Here is a 15,466-nt window from a genome sequence, read left to right on the forward strand (position 1 = left end):
CCGAGCCTTCCCACTGTCGCGCAGCCGATGCCGCCCTGTCCCGCACTCGGCATCGTTGACCGATACCGAACTGCCTTGACCCAGGGTGGAGTTCGGACACCCAGGTGGAGGGGGAGGGGCTCGGACGACAGGCCGGCCCCTCCCCAGGCGGAGTCCGGATCCGTTCTCCGGAGCCGTAAAGTCATGACCATGAACGCTGCGGGAGGCAGGCGCAGGCCGCCCACGATCCATGACGTCGCGCGCGAGGCGGGGGTCTCGCGCGGCACCGTCTCGCGTGTCCTCAACGGCGGCCACTACGTCAGTCCGGCCGCCCAGGAGGCGGTCAACGCGGCCATCCGCAGGACCGGTTATGTGGTCAACCGGCACGCCCGCTCCCTGATCACCGGGCGGTCCGACTCGATCGGCTTCCTGCTCACCGAGCCGCAGGAGCGGTTCTTCGAGGACCCCAACTTCAACGTCCTGCTGCGCGGCTGCACCCAGGCGCTCGCCGCGCACGACATCCCGCTGCTGCTGATGCTGGCGGGCACCGAGGACGAACGGCGGCGCATCACGCGGTACATCACCGCCGGGCACGTCGACGGGGTCCTGTTGGTCTCCAGCCACTCCGGTGACCCCGTGGCGGAGCGGCTGCGCGAGGCGGGGGTGCCGCTGGTCGCGTGCGGGAAGCCGATCGGGCTGGCCTCCAAGGTGAGTTACGTGGCCGCGGACGACCGCGACGGGGCCCGCGACATGGTGCGCCACCTGCTGTCGCTCGGGCGGCGCCGGGTGGGCACGGTGACCGGGCCGCTGACCACACCCGGCGGTGTCGAGCGCCTCGCCGGCTACCAGGAGGTGCTGGCGGAGTCGGGCCTGGAGTTCGACGAGCGGCTGGTCGTCTCCGGTGACTACGGCAGGGCGAGCGGCGAGGCGGGCGCCGAGCGGCTGCTGGCGCAGGCCCCGGACATCGACGCGTTGTTCGTGGCCTCCGACCTCATGGCGCAGGGGGCGCTCACGGCACTGCGGCGGGCCGGGCGGCGGGTGCCGCAGGACGTGGCGCTGGGCGGCTTCGACGACTCGCCGGCCGCCGTGGCCTCCAGTCCCGGGCTGACGACCATCCGGCAGCCCTGGGACCGCATCAGCAACGAGATGGTGCGGGTGCTGCTCGCGCAGATCGGGGGCGAGGAACCGGCGGCGGTGATCCTGCCGACGGAGCTGGTGAAGCGGGAGTCGGCCTGAGGCTCGCGGAGACCTGCCGGAAACGCTTGCGATCCGGGGGGATGTCCGGGGACGGCCGGGGTGGCGGCCGGGGGCGGGCCGTTCCGCGCCCGGGCGACGAGCCCGTACTCCATGCACGGTCATTGAACCCCGCGCCGGTGTTACCGTTCCCATATGGCGGCGAAAACGGCTGGTGGGCAGCTCGAGGACCGGTGGCGGGACATCCTGTCGGCGCACGCGCGCACGATGTGCGAGATCGACCGGGCGCTGCATCCGCACGGTCTCGGCGCGTCCGATTTCGAGGTGCTGGACATGCTCGCGACCGCGGCGGCCGAGGAGGGCGAGCAGTGCCGGGTGCAGAACCTCGTCGGGCGGGTCCATCTCAGCCAGAGCGCGCTGTCCCGGCTGATCGCCCGGCTGGAGAAGGACGGTCTGGTGACACGGTCCGTGTGCATGGAGGACCGGCGGGGCGTCTGGGTCACCCTGACCGCCAGGGGCCGTGACCTGCACGCCGAGGTGCTGCCCCTGCAGCGGGCCGCGCTGGCACGGACGCTGGGCGCATAGCCCCGGGCGTCACGCCCCTGCCGGGGTGTCCTGCCGCAGCAGGTCGCGTACGGCCTCGAACGCGGCCCCGACGGTCGCCGGGTCCGCCCCGGAACGGGCGAGCGCGCTCATCGGAATGGGTGTGACCGGCGGCAGCGCCGCGCAGGCCGCGAGCCCGTCGGGGGCGGAACCGACCGCCGCGAGCAGGGCCACGCCCTCACCGGTGCGGGCGATGTCCAGGACGCCCGCGAGATACCCGGCGTCCCCGACGACCTGGGCGGGCACGCCGTGCGCGGCGAGCGTCGCGATGGCCCGGCGGCGGATCGCGCAGGGGTCCTCCACGGCGACCAGCGGCACGGGAGCGGGTTCGGACGGCGGCTGCCAGCCGGGCACCGCGTACCAGGTCAGCGGCAGACCGCCGACGGGGGTGCCCTCGGTGGCGGCGGCCTCGGTCACGTAGACGGCGACGTCGACACTCCCGCGCTCCACGGCCTCGACGAGGCGGGCGGAGCGGTCGATGCGGTAGCGGACCCGGCAGCCGGGACGCACGTCCTGGACGGCGGCGGTCAGCCGGGGCAGGAACTGGTCGGCGGCGTGCTCGGTGGCGCCGATGGTGACCGTGTCGGCGTCGACGTCGAGCAGGGTGCGCACGGCCTCGTCGTGCACCGCGAGGATGCGCCGGGCCTGCTCCAGAAGCCGGTGGCCGTCGGCGGTGAACCGCATGCCGCGCCCCTCGCGCTCGACGACCGGCCGCCCCAGGATCTTCTCCAGCTTGCGCACGTGCTGGCTCACCGCCGACTGGCTCAGGGCCAGCGCCCGGGCGGCGCGGTGGAAGCCGCCGCAGTCGGCCACGGCGGTCAGGCTGCGCAGGGCGACGAGATCCAGGACGGGTCGGTGCATGCGGCGACCGTATCCGTTCGTGCGATCGATCGCGATTTCTGATCGGTTTCGATGAGGAATCGTCGTTGGACGGCGGCTGTCACGACCGGTCATGATGAACGCATGCCGCACGCCACCGCTTTCGCTGCCCTTCTGACGCAGCGCCGGGTCATCGACTTCGGCGTGGCGTGCAGCGCGCGCTGTCGCTGACTCTCCGCGGCACTTCCCCGCTCCAGCACCCGAGCTGATCACGTTCTTCCGCACTGACACGTGACAGCCGGCACCCCCTGCCCTGCCTTGTCCTGCCCTGGACACCCCCTGCCCCGACACGGGAGTTGCCCCCTCATGTCCTCTTCGCTCCGAACCTGGGACGAACCCGAAGGTCTCGCCCCGCGCGGCACGCTGATCGTGCTGGCCGGGCGTGGTGAACACGCGGGTGTGTACGAGCGGTTCGGCCGCCGGCTCGCCTTCGATGCCTACCGCGTCCGCGCCCTCGGCGACCCGTCCGCCGACCCGGGTGTGCTCGACACCGCCGCCGAGCTGCTCGCCGACGCGTCCCTGCCCGGACCGAAGGTGCTGGTGGGTTCGGACACCGGCGCCCACCACGCCGTACGACTCGCCGCCGACCGGACCCCCGGCATCGACGCCCTGGTCCTGGCAGGGCTGCCCACCGGTGCCTGGACGGCGGGGAGTTGGGTGGAGGAGACCGAGGCCCGCACCGCCTGCCCCACACACCAGGGGCGCCTCGCCGGCGACCCGGAGTTCCGGCGCGGGGCGCTGGACGTCACTCCGGAGCTGTCCGGGCCGGGCCTGGACCGGGTCGGGGTCCCGGTGCTGGCGCTGCACGGCACGGACGACGTGGTGAGCCCGCTCGACGCCGCCCGGCAGGCATACGCCGGCCGCCCCGTCGAGCTGGTGACCTTCCACGGAGGGCGGCACGACGTCCTCAACGACGCCCTGCACCGCACCGCCGCCGCCACTGTCGTGCTCTTCCTGGAGCGGCTGCGCCTGTCCCCCGAACTCCCCCTGATCGCGGAGGGCCTGGCATGAGCGTGACGACGAGCGTTGCCGAACTGCGCGAGCGACTGGCCTCCGAGCAGCCGCCGGTGCTCCTCGACGTCCGCTGGGCGCTGGGCGACCCGCGCGGGCGTGAGCACTACGCGCAGGGCCACATCCCGGGCGCTGTGTACGTAGACCTGGAGACCGAGCTCGCCGCGCCGCCGAGCCCGGAGGGCGGGCGTCACCCGCTGCCCGACCTCGCGCGGCTGGAGGCGGCGGCCCGCCGCTGGGGCATCGGCCGGGACCGGCCCGTGGTGGTGTACGACGACCTCGGCAACACGGCGGCGGCTCGCGCCTGGTGGCTGCTGCGGTACGCGGGACTGACGCGTGTGACCCTCCTCGACGGGGCGCTCGGTGCCTGGCGGGCGGCCGGACTGCCCCTGGAGACGGGTGTACCCGCCGCGCCGGAGCCCGGTGACGTCGTCCTGGCCGAGGGCCGTCTGCCCGTCACCGGCGCCGACGGTGCCGCCGAACTCGCCGCCACGGGTCTGCTGCTGGACGCCCGGGCGGCCGAACGCTACCGCGGCGAGGTGGAGCCGGTGGATCCGCGCCCCGGCCACATCCCGGGGGCAGTGTCCGCGCCCACCGGGGAGAACATCGCGGCCGACGGCACCTTCCTGCCGCCGGAGGCACTGCGCGAGCGGTTCGGTGAAAAGGGGGCGGACGGGGCCACGCGCATCGGCGTGTACTGCGGCTCCGGAGTCACCGCGGCACACCAGATCGCCGCCCTGGAGATCGCCGGATTCGACGCGGTGCTCTTCCCCGGCTCCTGGTCCGCCTGGTCCGCCGATCCCGCCCGCCGGGCCGTGACCGGCCCGCTCCCGGTCTGACGAAGGAACCCGCCATGACGACCCGATCACCGGCCACGGCGGTGCTGCCCGAGCTGACCGCCGACCCCGGCCCGCCCGCCGCCAGCGCCCGTGTCACCCTCCGCGGCACCGCGAAGTCCGGCCGCCGCCTCTCTCTTCCCCGTTCCGTACGCCGTTCCGCGGGCCCGGTCGGCCTGGTCCTGCTGTGGTTCCTGACCTCGGCCACCGGTGTCCTCCCCGAGTCCGTGCTGGCCTCCCCCGTCGACGTCGTGAACCAGGCGGTGGAACTCACCCGCAACGGTGAGCTGCCCTCCGCCATCGCCGCGTCGGGCCGCAGGGCCGCCGTCGGATTCCTGATCGGCGCGTCCGTCGCGCTGAGCCTGTCCCTGCTGGCCGGGCTGTTCCGGCTCGGCGAAGACGTCATCGACTCCTCGATGGGCATGTTCCGGGCGATCCCGTGGGTGGGCCTGATCCCCCTGTTCATCGTCTGGTTCGGCATCGAGGAGACCCCGAAGATCGCGCTCGTCGCGCTCGGTGTGACGTACCCGCTGTACTTCAACATCTACGGCGGCATCCGCTCCACCGACTCCCAGCTCGTCGAGGCGGCCCGGATGATGGGGCTCGGAAGGCTCGGGCTGATCGCCTACGTGATCCTGCCGAGCGCGCTGCCCGGGGCCCTCGTGGGACTCCGGTACGCGCTGTCCACCGCCTGGCTGGCACTGGTCTTCGCCGAACAGGTCAACGCGGACGCGGGCCTCGGCTATCTGATGAGCAACGCCCAGCAGTACTTCCGCACGGACGTCATCGTGCTCTGCCTCGTCGTGTACGCGCTGCTGGGGCTCGCCTGCGACTTCGCCGTACGGATCCTTTCGCGCCGGCTGCTGACCTGGCGCGCCAACTTCGAGGGCGAGGCGTAAACGATGACCAACAGTGTCGAGACCAGGGGGCTTTCGCGGTCCTTCGACGGCAACACCGTGCTGCACGATCTCGATCTGGACATCCGGGAGGGCGAGTTCGTGGCCCTGCTCGGGCACAGCGGCTGCGGCAAGTCGACGCTGCTGAGGATCCTGGCCGGGCTGGACGAGGAGATCGGCGGCGAGGTCACCGTACCCGCCCGGCGCAGTGCCGCCTTCCAGTCGCCGCGGCTGCTGCCCTGGCTGAAGGTCTGGCGCAACGTCGTCCTGGGGCTGCCCGGCCGCCCCGACAAGGCGCTGGCGCTCAAGGCACTCGACGAGGTGGGCATCGCGGACCGCGCGACCGCCTGGCCGAAGACGCTCTCCGGCGGCCAGGCACAGCGCGTCTCACTGGCCCGGGCCCTGGTCCGCGAGCCCGAACTGCTGCTCCTGGACGAACCGTTCGGCGCCCTGGACGCGCTCACCCGGGGCAGGGTGCAGCAACTGGTGGCCGAGCTGTGGCAGCGGCACGGCTGCGCGATCCTCCTGGTCACCCATGACGTGGAGGAGGCGCTGCTGCTCGCCGACCGTGTCCTGGTGATGGACGAGGGCCGGATCGCGCATGAGCTGAGCGTCGACCTGCCGCGGCCCCGGGACCTCACCGCCCCGGAATTCGTGTCCCTGCGCGCCCGCCTCCTGAACTGGCTGGGCGTGAACCGCACCCTGGAAGGAACCCCGTCGTGAACCGCCGTACCGCAGCCGCCGCGCTGAGCATGACCACCCTGCTGGCGCTGACCGCCTGCGGCGGGAACTCCTCCGCGGACGCCTCCTCGCCGCAGGCGACCACCCTCACCATCGGCGACCAGGCCGGGACGCTCCAGACGATGGTCGCCGCGGCCGATGCCCTGAAGGGTGCGAAGTACAAGGTGAAGTGGGCCGAGTTCGAGGGCGCGGCCCCGCTCTACCAGGCCGTGCAGGCGGGTGCCGCCGACACCGGGTACTCCGCGGACCTGCCGGCGCTCCAGGCGCTCAGCGGCGGGGTGAAGGTGAAGAACGTGGCCGCGCTGAAGAACGACGGCCGGCATGTAGGGCTCGTCGTGCGCAAGGACTCCGGCATCGACAGCGTGAAGGACCTCAAGGGCCAGAGGGTCGTGGTGTCCTCCGCCAAGGGCAGCGTCTCCGAGTACCTGCTGGCCAACGTGCTGAAGCAGAACGGGCTCGACTACAAGGACGTCGAGGTCCAGTACCTGCTGCCGACCGACGCGCAGGCCGCGTTCGCCTCCGGGAAGGTCAAGGTCTGGGCGACCTTCGGTGTCTACCAGGCCATCGGGCTGAAGCAGGGCGGGCGCCTCCTCGCCGACGGCGGGGACGGCCGGGTCAGCGGCATCGGCTTCGTCAACGCCAGTGAGCAGGCCCTCGCCGACCCGTCCAAGAAGGCCGCGCTCGCCGACTTCCTCAAGCGCCTCGGCACGGCCCTGAAGTGGACGAGCACGCACCGGGAGGCCTACGCCAAGGCCATCCAGACTCGTAACGGCGCCGACCCGGCCGTGGCGAGGACGCTGGCCTCCGCCGGCTACAGCGAGGTCCTGCCGGTCACCGGCGACGTGAACGCCACCGTCCAGAGCGTGGCCGACCTCATGCACGGCATCGGCGTCCTCGACCCGAACGTCGACGTGGCGACGTCCGCCGACCCCTCCCTTCTCGACTGACCAGGAGCCGTACATGCCTGTCGAATTCATCAGCGCCGTCCACACGGACGCCGGGGCCTCGGGACCGGCCGCGGCGAGCCGCACCGGGCTCGACGTCGATCACCTGCGCAAGTACGCCCGCGCCCTGGACGACGGCGGTTTCGACCACACCCTGGTCGCCTACCACTCGGCCTCGCCGGACGCCTTCCAGATCGCCCAGTTCGTCGCCACCCACACCGAGCGGATCCGCCCGATCCTGGCCCACCGGCCGGGCGTGATCTTCCCGACGCACGCCGCCCGGGCGCTGGCCACCCTGGACCGGATCAGCGACGGCCGGCTGACCGTGCACATCATCTCCGGCGGCAGCGACGAGGAGCAACGCCGGGAGGGCGACTACCTGGGGAAGGCGGAGCGGTACGAGCGGTCCGACGAATACATCCGGATCCTGCGGAAGGTGTGGCAGGCGGACGGCCCCGTCTCGCACCAGGGCAAGTACTTCACGTTCGAGGGCTACCACTCGGACGTGAAGCCGGTGAACGGGCTGGTGCCGATCTCGGTGGGCGGTTCGTCGCAGGACGCGTACCGGGTCGGCGGGCAGCAGGGCGACATCTTCGGGCTGTGGGGCGAGCCGCTGAAGGAGACGGCCGAGCAGATCGCGGCCGTCAACAAGGTGGCGGCGGCCGCCGGGCGCCCCGGCCCCCGTATCTGGGTGTCGTTCCGCCCGATCATCGCTCCCACCGACGAACTGGCCTGGGAGAAGGCGCACCGCACGCTGGGCGTGCTCAAGGACCAGGCGCGCAACACCGAGCTGCTGCGGCACTACCGCACGACCGGCCGCCCGGCCAACGTCGGCTCGCAGCGGCTGCTGGACATCGCCGAGCGCGGCGAGGTGCACGACCGCTGCCTGTGGACGGCGCCGGCGGCCGCCACGAACGCGGCCGGCGCGTCGACGGCCCTGGTCGGCTCACCCGAGACGGTCGCCAAGGCACTGCTGGACTACGTCGACATCGGCTGCGACCTGCTGTCGATCCGCGGCTACGACCCGCTGAACGACGCGATCGACTACGCCCGCCACGTCCTGCCCCTGGTCCGCCAGGAACTCGCCCACCGCGCCAGCACCCAAGCCGCCTGATGGAGAGCCCGTGTTGTTCCGGCACACCCTGCGTACGTCCGCCGCCGCCCTGGCCCTGCTCCTGCCCTTCGCCGCGGGCTGCGGCGGTCCGGCGCAGGCCGAGTCCCCGTCCGGCCTGTCCTCCGTCACGCTCGCCGTCGGCGCCACCGGCTGGAAGACCGAGGAGGCGGTCCTGAAGTACGCCCACCTCGACGACACCCCGTACAAGGTGAGGTGGAGCCAGTTCCAGGGCGGTGAGCAGCAGCTCCAGGCCGTCCGGGCCGGAGCCCTGGACCTCGCCTCGTCCAGTGAGATCCCGCCTGTCTTCGCCGCCGCGGACGGCGCCCCGAACTTCAGGGTCGTCGCCGTCCAGCGCGGGGCGACGCTCAACCAGGAGGTCGTCGCCGCCAAGGGCTCGAAGATCACCGGCATCGCGGCACTCAAGGGCAAGAAGGTCGGCTACGTCCAGAACACCACCGCCCACTACTTCCTCTACGCGCTGCTGAAGCAGGCGGGCCTGAAGTGGTCGGACATCGACGCCAAGCCGCTGCTGCCGAACGACGGGCTCGCGGCCCTGAACGGCGGCAGCATCGACGCCCTCGCCTCCTACGGCACGTCGATCATCACCGCCCACCAGCAGGGCGCCCGCACGATCGGCTCGGGCAAGGACATCCTGTCGGGCAACTTCCTGTGGTCGGCACGCGACAACGTGCTTCGGAGCCCGGCACGGCGGGCCGCGGCGGCCGATCTGATCGCCCGGATCACCAAGGCGTACGCCTACGTCCGCGACGGGCGCGAGGAAGGCTTCGCGAAGATCACCGCAGACGCCACCCACCAGCCCCTGGCCCAGGCGAGGAAGGACCTCGTCGACGCCCAGAAGCAGCGCCCGACGCGAGCCCGCCCGGTCGGTGACGACACCGTCGCCTCCCAGCAGAAGGTCGCCGACGCCTTCACCGAACTCGGAGCACTGAAGGAGCACCTGGACGTGAAGTCCTTCTGGACCACCGCCCTCGACGCCGATCTGAAGAAGGCCCTGTGACCGAGCGCATCGCCGAACTGGCCGCCGAGCACGACCGGTCCGCCGCCTTCCCTGCCGAGTCCCTCCGGATCGCCCACGAGGCCGGACTGCTCACCGCGACGATCGGCCGGCCCTACGGTGGTCAGGGCGCGGGAGTCGAGGAGACCGCGCGAATCCTGCACCGCCTTGGGCGGGCGGACCCGTCCGTCGCCCTGATCGCCGCGATGACGCTCACCAACCACGCCCGGCAGGCGGTACAGCCGCACTGGCCCGAGGAGCTGTACGCGCGCGTGGTGAAGGAGTCGTTCGAGCGGCCGGTCCTCCTCAACCACGCGCGCGTGGAGCCCGATCTGGGCTCCCCCGCGCGGGGCGGGCTGCCCGCCACCCGGGCCCGGCGCACCGCCGGCGGCTGGGCGGTCAGCGGCACCAAGCGGTTCGTCACGGGCGCCGAGGGGCTCGACTGGTTCCTGGTGTGGGCGACCACCGACGAGCCGGAGCCGCGCGTGGGCACGTTCCTGGTGCCCGGCGGCTCGCCGGGCGTCGAGATCACCGGCCGCTGGGACCAGCTGGGCCTGCGGGCCAGTGGGAGTCACGACGTGACGTTCCGGGACGTCGAGGTCCCGTACGAACACGTCATCGGGCTCGGACCGTACGGGCCGGCCGCCGAACAGGACAACCGTGCGGGCGCGAACCTGCATCTCCCGCTCGCCGCCCTGTACCTGGGAGTGGCCCGCGCCGCCCAGTCCTTCTTCCACACGTTCGCCCACGCGCGCGTGCCCGCCAACCTCGGCCATCCGGTGGCCCGCACGGAGCGCTTCCGGCGGACCGCCGGGGAGATCGAGGTGCTGCTCGCCGCCGCCGAGCAGCTCGTGTTCGACGGCGCCGCGCGGGTGGACACCGCCAGCCCCGCCTACACCCCCGAACAGGCCCTCGGCGCACGGGTCCTGGCCGACCGGCACGGTGTGCGGGCCGTGGAGCTGGCCGTGCGGCTGCTCGGCAACCCAGGACTGGCCCGCGGCAATCCGCTGGAGCGGCACTTCCGCGACATCCAGTGCGCCCCGGTCCACGCCCCCCAGGAGGACATCGCCCTGCTCGCCCTCGGCACGAAAGCACTGAACCCATGACAGTGGCACCGGAAACCACCGCCTCCGCGCGCCTGCTCGGCCTGCTCGCCCGTGACCTGCCACCCGACCGGCTGCTCACCGACCCGGACACGATCACCGCGCACACCACCGACCGCTCCGGTACCCGGCCGGACGGGGAGCCGCTGGCCGTCGTACGGGCCCGGCGCACCGAGGACGTCGCCGTCACCCTCCGGCACGCACACGAGCTGGGCGTCCCGGTGGTGCCACGGGGTTCCGGGACCGGTCTGTCGGGCGGGGCGGCGGCCGGAGAGGGCACGCTGGTCCTGGACCTGTCCGGAATGAACCGGATCCTCGAACTCTCGGCGGACGACCAGCTGGCCGTCGTGGAACCCGGGGTGATCACCGCCGAACTGGACCGGGCGGCCGGTGAGCACGGTCTGCGCTACGCGCCGGACCCGGCGAGCGCGGCATGGTCGACCATCGGCGGGAACATCGCCACCAACGCGGGCGGGCTGCGCTGCGCGAAGTACGGGGTGACCCGGGACAGTGTGCTGGGCCTGGAGGCGGTCCTCGCGGACGGGACCGTGGTGCGCACGGGCCGCCGTACCGTCAAGGGCGTCACCGGCTACGACCTGACGGCGCTGCTCACGGGTTCGGAGGGCACCCTGGCCGTGATCACCTCGGCGACGCTGCGGTTGCGGCCGGTGCCGGTGGCGACGGCCACGCTCGCGGCGTACTTCGCCACCTTCGAGGCGGCGGCCGAGGCGTCGTACGCGATCACCCGGGCGGGTGTGGAGCCCGCGCTGGCGGAACTGGTCGACGGGCCGGTGCTGCGGGCCGTGGACCCGGCGCTGCGGGAGCGGGGGGCCGCGCTGCTGGTGGTGCAGTGCGACGGTGCGGGCGCGGCGAGCGAGGCGGCGGCGGTCGCCCGGCTGCTGGAGCCGCTGGCGACGACGGTGGAGCGGACGGCGGATCCGGCTCGGGCCGAGGCGCTGCTGGCGGCTCGCCGGCTCGCACTGCCGTCGCTGGAGCGGCTCGGCCGCCCGCTGATCGAGGACATCGCCGTGCCTCGTTCCCGGCTGGCCGAGGCGGTCCGGGAGATCCGGGGGATCTCGGCACGTTACGACGTGCCGGTGTTCACCATCGCGCATGCCGCGGACGGCAATCTGCATCCGATCATCGTGGTCGACCCCGCCCTCGACAGACTGCCGGACGCGGTGTGGGAAGCGGCGGGTGCGATCTTCGCGCTGGCGCTGCGGCTGGGCGGCACACTGACCGGGGAGCACGGCGTGGGTGTGCTCAAGCGGCAGTGGGTCGCCGAGGAGCTGGGGCCGACGGCCCACGCGGTGCAGCGGCGGATCAAGGAGGCACTCGACCCCCGGGGAATTCTGAACCCGGGCAAGGCGCTCTGACCTGCCGCGCCCGCGTGGGCGCCGGCGCGCGTGCTGCTGACTAACGGACCAGCAGGGTGCGGACTCCCTCCGAGGTCAGCGTCAGCCGGTGCTCCGAGCTGCCGTCGATGGTGAGCGACAGGTCGTCGGCCGGCCATTGGGCGGCGAGGGCGCCGAGCGGCACCATGCGGTAGCGGGAGACGAACGGCAGCAGCCCGGCCATCTCCACCTCGGAGGTGAACACGGGCACCACCGGTTCGCCGTCCGGCTGCTCCAGCACGGGCAGCGCCACCGTCGAGGGGTTGGCGGCGTCGGCGTCGCCCGCGTCGTCGGGCACGGGGATGAGCACGTCGCTGTTGGCGAGCGCGTCCAGAGCCGCCGTGTCCTCGGTGTTCTCGGCGAGGACGTCCAGTGCCCGCTGGGCGGGCGTGGGCGTGGGGTCGTTTGCGGGTGTCTCCATGGCACATTCCCTGGTAGCGGCGGTCGTGCGGCCTGCCCGGGGGAAGATCCGCCCCGGGTTCGGTCCTGCTCGCGTACCCGAACGGGAACGGGGCAATCCTGGTGGATCTCCAGGGTTCGTGGGAGCGCGGGGGAGATCTTGTGGTGGGGCCCCCGGCGAAACCGCACCTGCCGAGGGATGTTGACGAACCTGATGTTACCGGTAACATCAGGTTGCCTGATCCAGACGTACGCGCCTGTGCCCTCCGCCCCGCCACTCGGTGGCCCGTCCCTCGGAGTCCGCGTGATCGAAGAGTGCATCGCCCGTCCCTCCCCCGCACCGCCCGGCCCGCTCTTCAGCAGGGCGGCCGTCCTGGCCTCATGTGCCGGCTTCGTGCTCATCGGGGCGCTGCAGGCGCTGTACGGGCCGGCGATCCCCGCTCTGCGTGCGGAGTTCGGCCTGTCGCCGTCCGCCGCGGGGCTCGGGCTCAGTGCGCACTTCGTCGGTGGTGTCGCCGGTGTCCTGCTGTTCGACCGGCTCTACGGGCGGATCGGAAACCGGCGGATCCTCGGCAGCTCGTATCTGCTGATGGCCGTCGGCGCGGCAGGCTTCGCGCTGGCGCCCGACTGGCCGACCGCTCTGGCGGCGTCCCTGCTCGCCGGGCTCGGCTTCGGCGGCATCGACTACGGCCTCAACCAGCTGTTCGCCGTGGGCTTCGGCCGGCGCTCGACCGCGATGCTGAACATCCTCAACGCGCACTTCGGCATCGGGGCCATCCTCGGCCCCGCCGTGATCGGCGCGGTCGGCTCGGAGCACTACCCGGCCGTGTTCCTCGTCTTCGCCCTCGCCAATCTGCCCTTGCTGCTGTGCCTGAGGGGCGTGCGGAACCAGGCACCCGCCACGGCCGGCGACCGGCCCGTCGGCGAAGCCGTCCTGGGACGCAGCCTCGGTTCCGTGCTCGCCGTCTTCGTCGTCCTCTACGTGCTGCACGTCGGTATCGAGGCCGGTGTGGGCGGCTGGGAGCCCACGCATCTGGAGACCGTCGGCTACGGCGCGGGGACCGCCGCCACCGCCACCTCCGTGTACTGGCTCATGATGACCGTCGGCCGCTTCCTGGTCGCCCCGCTCGCGCTGCGCTTCTCCCCGCAGGCCATCATCACCGTCTCCTGCACGGGGATGACGGTGTGTCTGCTCGCCGCGACCGTTCCGGCACTGGCGCCCTGGGCGTACGCCGGTGTCGGTCTGTTCATCGCTCCGATCTTCCCCACCGGGCTGCCGTGGCTGAACCGGGCCGCCCCGCGGGCCAGGCGGGCCGGTGCGCTGGTCATCGCCGCTTCCATGGCCGGGGGCGTGGTCGCGGGGCCGGCTCTGGGCAAGGCCATCGAGTGGTCCGGGGTCCGCGCCGTGCCGCTTCTGCTCTGCGGCGTGTCGGCGCTCTGCCTGTCGGCCACGCTCTGGCTGATCCGCGCCACCCGCTCCCGCTGACCGTGATCCCCCTCAGCCGAAGGGAAGCTTCCGCATGCCCGCCCTGACCACGACGTCCGACGGATTCCTGCTGCACGGCGAGCCGTTCCGGATCATCTCCGGCGCTCTGCACTACTTCCGCGTCCACCCCCAGCTGTGGTCCGACCGGCTGCGCAAGGCGCGGCTGATGGGGCTCAACACGGTGGAGACCTACCTCCCGTGGAACCACCACCAGCCCGTTCCCGAGGGCCCTCTCGTCCTCGACGGCTTTCTCGACCTGCCCCGGTTCCTCCGGCTCGCGCACGAGGAGGGGCTGCGGGTGCTGCTGCGTCCGGGTCCGTTCATCTGTGCCGAGTGGGACGGCGGTGGCCTGCCCGAGTGGCTGACCTCCGACCCGGACATCCGGCTGCGCACCAGCGACCCCCGCTTCACCGGCGCCGTCGACCGCTACCTCGACCTGCTGCTGCCCGCGATCCGCCCGCACCTGGCGGCGGCCGGCGGTCCCGTCATCGCCGTACAGGTGGAGAACGAGTACGGGGCCTATGGTGACGACGGCGCCTATCTCAAGCACCTGGCCGACGCCTTCCGCTCCCGCGGCGTGGAGGAGCTGCTGTTCACCTGCGACCAGGCCGACCCCGAGCACCTGGCCGCGGGGAGCCTGCCGGGCGTGCCGGCCGCAGGCACCTTCGGCAGCCGCGTCGAGCGGTCCCTGGCCCGGCTGCGCGAGCACCGGCCCGAAGGCCCGCTGTTCTGCGCCGAGTTCTGGATCGGCTGGTTCGACCACTGGGGCGGCCCCCACCATGTGCGGGACGCGGCCGACGCCGCCGCTGACCTGGACCGGCTGCTGTCCGCGGGGGCGTCGGTGAACATCTACATGTTCCACGGCGGCACCAACTTCGGCTTCACCAACGGCGCCAACCACAAGCACGCCTACACACCCACCGTCACGTCCTACGACTACGACGCCGCGCTCACCGAGTGCGGCGACCCGGGCCCGAAGTACCACGCCTTCCGCGAGGTCATCGCCCGCCACACGGCCGTGCCCGACGAGCCCGCCCCGGCTCCGAGCACCAAACTTCCGCCGACCCCGGTCGAGTTGAGCGACCGCGCCCCTCTCCTGCCCCTCGCCGGCTCGCTCGCGACGGCCGTGCGCGCCGACACGCCCGTGACCATGGACGAGCTCGGGCAGCGCACCGGCTACGCGCTCTACCGCACCACCCTCCCGGTCGGTGGCGACGGCCTGCTGCACTTCTCCCGCGGGGTCGGCGACCGCGCCCAGGTCTTCGTCGACGGTGCGCCCGTCGGCGTGCTGGAGAGCGAGCGACACGACGAGTCGCTGCCCGTGCGGGTGCCGCGCCCGGGGGCGACGCTGGAGGTGCTCGTCGAGAACATGGGCGGCGTCAACTACGGCCCCCGCATCGGCGCGCCCAAGGGCCTGCTCGGTCCCGTCTCCCTCAACGGCACGGCCCTGACGGGCTGGGACTGCCGTCCGCTGCCCCTGGACGGCCTGGACGCGGTGCCGTTCGCCCCGGCCGGGGACGCGCCGGTCACCGTCCCGGCCTTCCACCGCGGCACGTTCGCCGTCGGCACCCCCGCCGACGCCTTCCTCTCCCTGCCGGGCTGGTCGAAGGGCCAGGCCTGGGTCAACGGCTTCCACCTGGGCCGCTACTGGAACCGCGGCCCGCAGCGCACGCTGTACGTCCCGGCCCCGGTTCTGCGCCCGGGCACCAACGAACTCGTCCTGCTGGAGCTGCACGGCACCACGGCCACCCGTGCGCTCCTCACCGACACCCCCGACCTCGGCCCGGAGAACACCTGGTGAGGCACGCCGTACGTTCCCTCATCCGGCGCCGGGGGGGTTCGGCACGGCCGAGGACTCCACGGGCACCGCCC

Annotated in this window: 15 protein-coding genes; 13 read left to right on the forward strand and 2 right to left on the reverse strand. The window is 72.9% G+C overall.

The window, feature by feature from the left end:
* Window positions 1-183: 183 nt before the first annotated feature.
* On the forward strand, window positions 184-1,215 hold the full coding sequence (locus ACFCXS_RS18970) for a LacI family DNA-binding transcriptional regulator (protein ID WP_376644483.1): 1,032 nt from the start codon (window positions 184-186) through the stop codon (window positions 1,213-1,215).
* Between the two features lie 153 nt (window positions 1,216-1,368).
* A complete protein-coding gene (locus ACFCXS_RS18975; RefSeq protein ID WP_376644484.1) occupies window positions 1,369-1,758 on the forward strand; it encodes a MarR family winged helix-turn-helix transcriptional regulator in 390 nt (129 codons plus the stop codon).
* 9 nt (window positions 1,759-1,767) lie between these two features.
* Here ACFCXS_RS18975 and ACFCXS_RS18980 read toward each other — a convergent pair whose 3' ends face one another.
* Window positions 1,768-2,637: a LysR family transcriptional regulator gene (locus tag ACFCXS_RS18980; RefSeq protein WP_376644485.1), complete on the reverse strand. Its 870-nt coding sequence runs from the start codon at window positions 2,635-2,637 to the stop codon at window positions 1,768-1,770.
* Window positions 2,638-2,961: 324 nt separating this feature from the next.
* Between ACFCXS_RS18980 and ACFCXS_RS18985 the strand changes: the two genes are divergently transcribed.
* The 9 genes from ACFCXS_RS18985 to ACFCXS_RS19025 are packed head-to-tail and all read left to right on the forward strand — an operon-like array spanning window position 2,962 to window position 11,691.
* A complete protein-coding gene (locus tag ACFCXS_RS18985; RefSeq protein ID WP_376644486.1) occupies window positions 2,962-3,666 on the forward strand; it encodes an alpha/beta hydrolase in 705 nt (234 codons plus the stop codon).
* The gene (locus tag ACFCXS_RS18990) at window positions 3,663-4,505 is read left to right on the forward strand and encodes a sulfurtransferase (RefSeq protein WP_376644487.1); all 843 of its coding nucleotides are present in this window, start codon (window positions 3,663-3,665) and stop codon (window positions 4,503-4,505) included. Before ACFCXS_RS18985 ends, ACFCXS_RS18990 begins: the two co-directional genes overlap by 4 nt.
* 14 nt (window positions 4,506-4,519) lie before the next feature.
* Window positions 4,520-5,401, forward strand: coding sequence for an ABC transporter permease (locus ACFCXS_RS18995; RefSeq protein WP_376644488.1), 882 nt, complete (start codon window positions 4,520-4,522; stop codon window positions 5,399-5,401).
* A 3-nt stretch (window positions 5,402-5,404) separates the two neighbouring features.
* Window positions 5,405-6,121 carry an ABC transporter ATP-binding protein gene (locus ACFCXS_RS19000; RefSeq protein ID WP_376644489.1) on the forward strand — a complete coding sequence of 239 codons (717 nt, stop codon included), beginning with the start codon at window positions 5,405-5,407 and terminating at the stop codon, window positions 6,119-6,121.
* The gene (locus tag ACFCXS_RS19005) at window positions 6,118-7,086 is read left to right on the forward strand and encodes an ABC transporter substrate-binding protein (RefSeq protein WP_376644490.1); all 969 of its coding nucleotides are present in this window, start codon (window positions 6,118-6,120) and stop codon (window positions 7,084-7,086) included. Before ACFCXS_RS19000 ends, ACFCXS_RS19005 begins: the two co-directional genes overlap by 4 nt.
* Window positions 7,087-7,099: 13 nt before the next feature.
* Window positions 7,100-8,197, forward strand: coding sequence for an LLM class flavin-dependent oxidoreductase (locus ACFCXS_RS19010; protein WP_376644491.1), 1,098 nt, complete (start codon window positions 7,100-7,102; stop codon window positions 8,195-8,197).
* Window positions 8,198-8,207: 10 nt separating this feature from the next.
* Complete coding sequence (locus tag ACFCXS_RS19015) at window positions 8,208-9,215, forward strand: ABC transporter substrate-binding protein (RefSeq protein WP_376644492.1); 1,008 nt, start codon at window positions 8,208-8,210, stop codon at window positions 9,213-9,215.
* Window positions 9,212-10,318, forward strand: a complete 1,107-nt coding sequence (locus ACFCXS_RS19020) for an acyl-CoA dehydrogenase family protein (RefSeq protein ID WP_376644493.1) — start codon at window positions 9,212-9,214, stop codon at window positions 10,316-10,318. The genes ACFCXS_RS19015 and ACFCXS_RS19020 overlap by 4 nt, the downstream gene beginning before the upstream one ends.
* Complete coding sequence (locus ACFCXS_RS19025) at window positions 10,315-11,691, forward strand: FAD-binding oxidoreductase (protein ID WP_376644494.1); 1,377 nt, start codon at window positions 10,315-10,317, stop codon at window positions 11,689-11,691. The genes ACFCXS_RS19020 and ACFCXS_RS19025 overlap by 4 nt, the downstream gene beginning before the upstream one ends.
* Window positions 11,692-11,731: 40 nt before the next feature.
* On the opposite strand, the gene ACFCXS_RS19030 is transcribed toward ACFCXS_RS19025, so the two are convergent.
* Window positions 11,732-12,130 (reverse strand): SseB family protein, encoded by a 399-nt coding sequence (locus ACFCXS_RS19030; RefSeq protein WP_376644495.1) that lies wholly within the window; start codon window positions 12,128-12,130, stop codon window positions 11,732-11,734.
* A 282-nt stretch (window positions 12,131-12,412) separates the two neighbouring features.
* On the opposite strand from ACFCXS_RS19030, the gene ACFCXS_RS19035 reads away from it, so the two are divergent.
* Together ACFCXS_RS19035 and ACFCXS_RS19040 are read left to right on the forward strand one after the other, a co-directional pair.
* The gene (locus ACFCXS_RS19035) at window positions 12,413-13,594 is read left to right on the forward strand and encodes a sugar MFS transporter (RefSeq protein WP_376644496.1); all 1,182 of its coding nucleotides are present in this window, start codon (window positions 12,413-12,415) and stop codon (window positions 13,592-13,594) included.
* A 34-nt stretch (window positions 13,595-13,628) separates the two neighbouring features.
* Window positions 13,629-15,395: a glycoside hydrolase family 35 protein gene (locus tag ACFCXS_RS19040; RefSeq protein WP_376644497.1), complete on the forward strand. Its 1,767-nt coding sequence runs from the start codon at window positions 13,629-13,631 to the stop codon at window positions 15,393-15,395.
* The last annotated feature ends 71 nt before the right edge of the window (window positions 15,396-15,466 follow it).

The sequence above is a fragment of the Streptomyces sp. NPDC056373 genome, assembly GCF_042262425.1.
Classification (GTDB): Bacteria; Actinomycetota; Actinomycetes; order Streptomycetales; family Streptomycetaceae; genus Streptomyces.

Bases quoted from the DNA above. Each gene is read 5' to 3' on its own strand.
- ACFCXS_RS18975 (WP_376644484.1), top strand. From the start codon at position 1,369: ATGGCGGCGAAAACGGCTGGTGGGCAGCTCGAGGACCGGTGGCGGGAC.
- ACFCXS_RS18985 (WP_376644486.1), top strand. From the start codon at position 2,962: ATGTCCTCTTCGCTCCGAACCTGGGACGAACCCGAAGGTCTCGCCCCG.
- ACFCXS_RS19030 (WP_376644495.1), bottom strand. From the start codon at position 12,130: ATGGAGACACCCGCAAACGACCCCACGCCCACGCCCGCCCAGCGGGCA.
- ACFCXS_RS18970 (WP_376644483.1), top strand. From the start codon at position 184: ATGACCATGAACGCTGCGGGAGGCAGGCGCAGGCCGCCCACGATCCAT.
- ACFCXS_RS19040 (WP_376644497.1), top strand. From the start codon at position 13,629: ATGCCCGCCCTGACCACGACGTCCGACGGATTCCTGCTGCACGGCGAG.
- ACFCXS_RS19000 (WP_376644489.1), top strand. From the start codon at position 5,405: ATGACCAACAGTGTCGAGACCAGGGGGCTTTCGCGGTCCTTCGACGGC.
- ACFCXS_RS19025 (WP_376644494.1), top strand. From the start codon at position 10,315: ATGACAGTGGCACCGGAAACCACCGCCTCCGCGCGCCTGCTCGGCCTG.
- ACFCXS_RS18990 (WP_376644487.1), top strand. From the start codon at position 3,663: ATGAGCGTGACGACGAGCGTTGCCGAACTGCGCGAGCGACTGGCCTCC.
- ACFCXS_RS18980 (WP_376644485.1), bottom strand. From the start codon at position 2,637: ATGCACCGACCCGTCCTGGATCTCGTCGCCCTGCGCAGCCTGACCGCC.
- ACFCXS_RS18995 (WP_376644488.1), top strand. From the start codon at position 4,520: ATGACGACCCGATCACCGGCCACGGCGGTGCTGCCCGAGCTGACCGCC.
- ACFCXS_RS19010 (WP_376644491.1), top strand. From the start codon at position 7,100: ATGCCTGTCGAATTCATCAGCGCCGTCCACACGGACGCCGGGGCCTCG.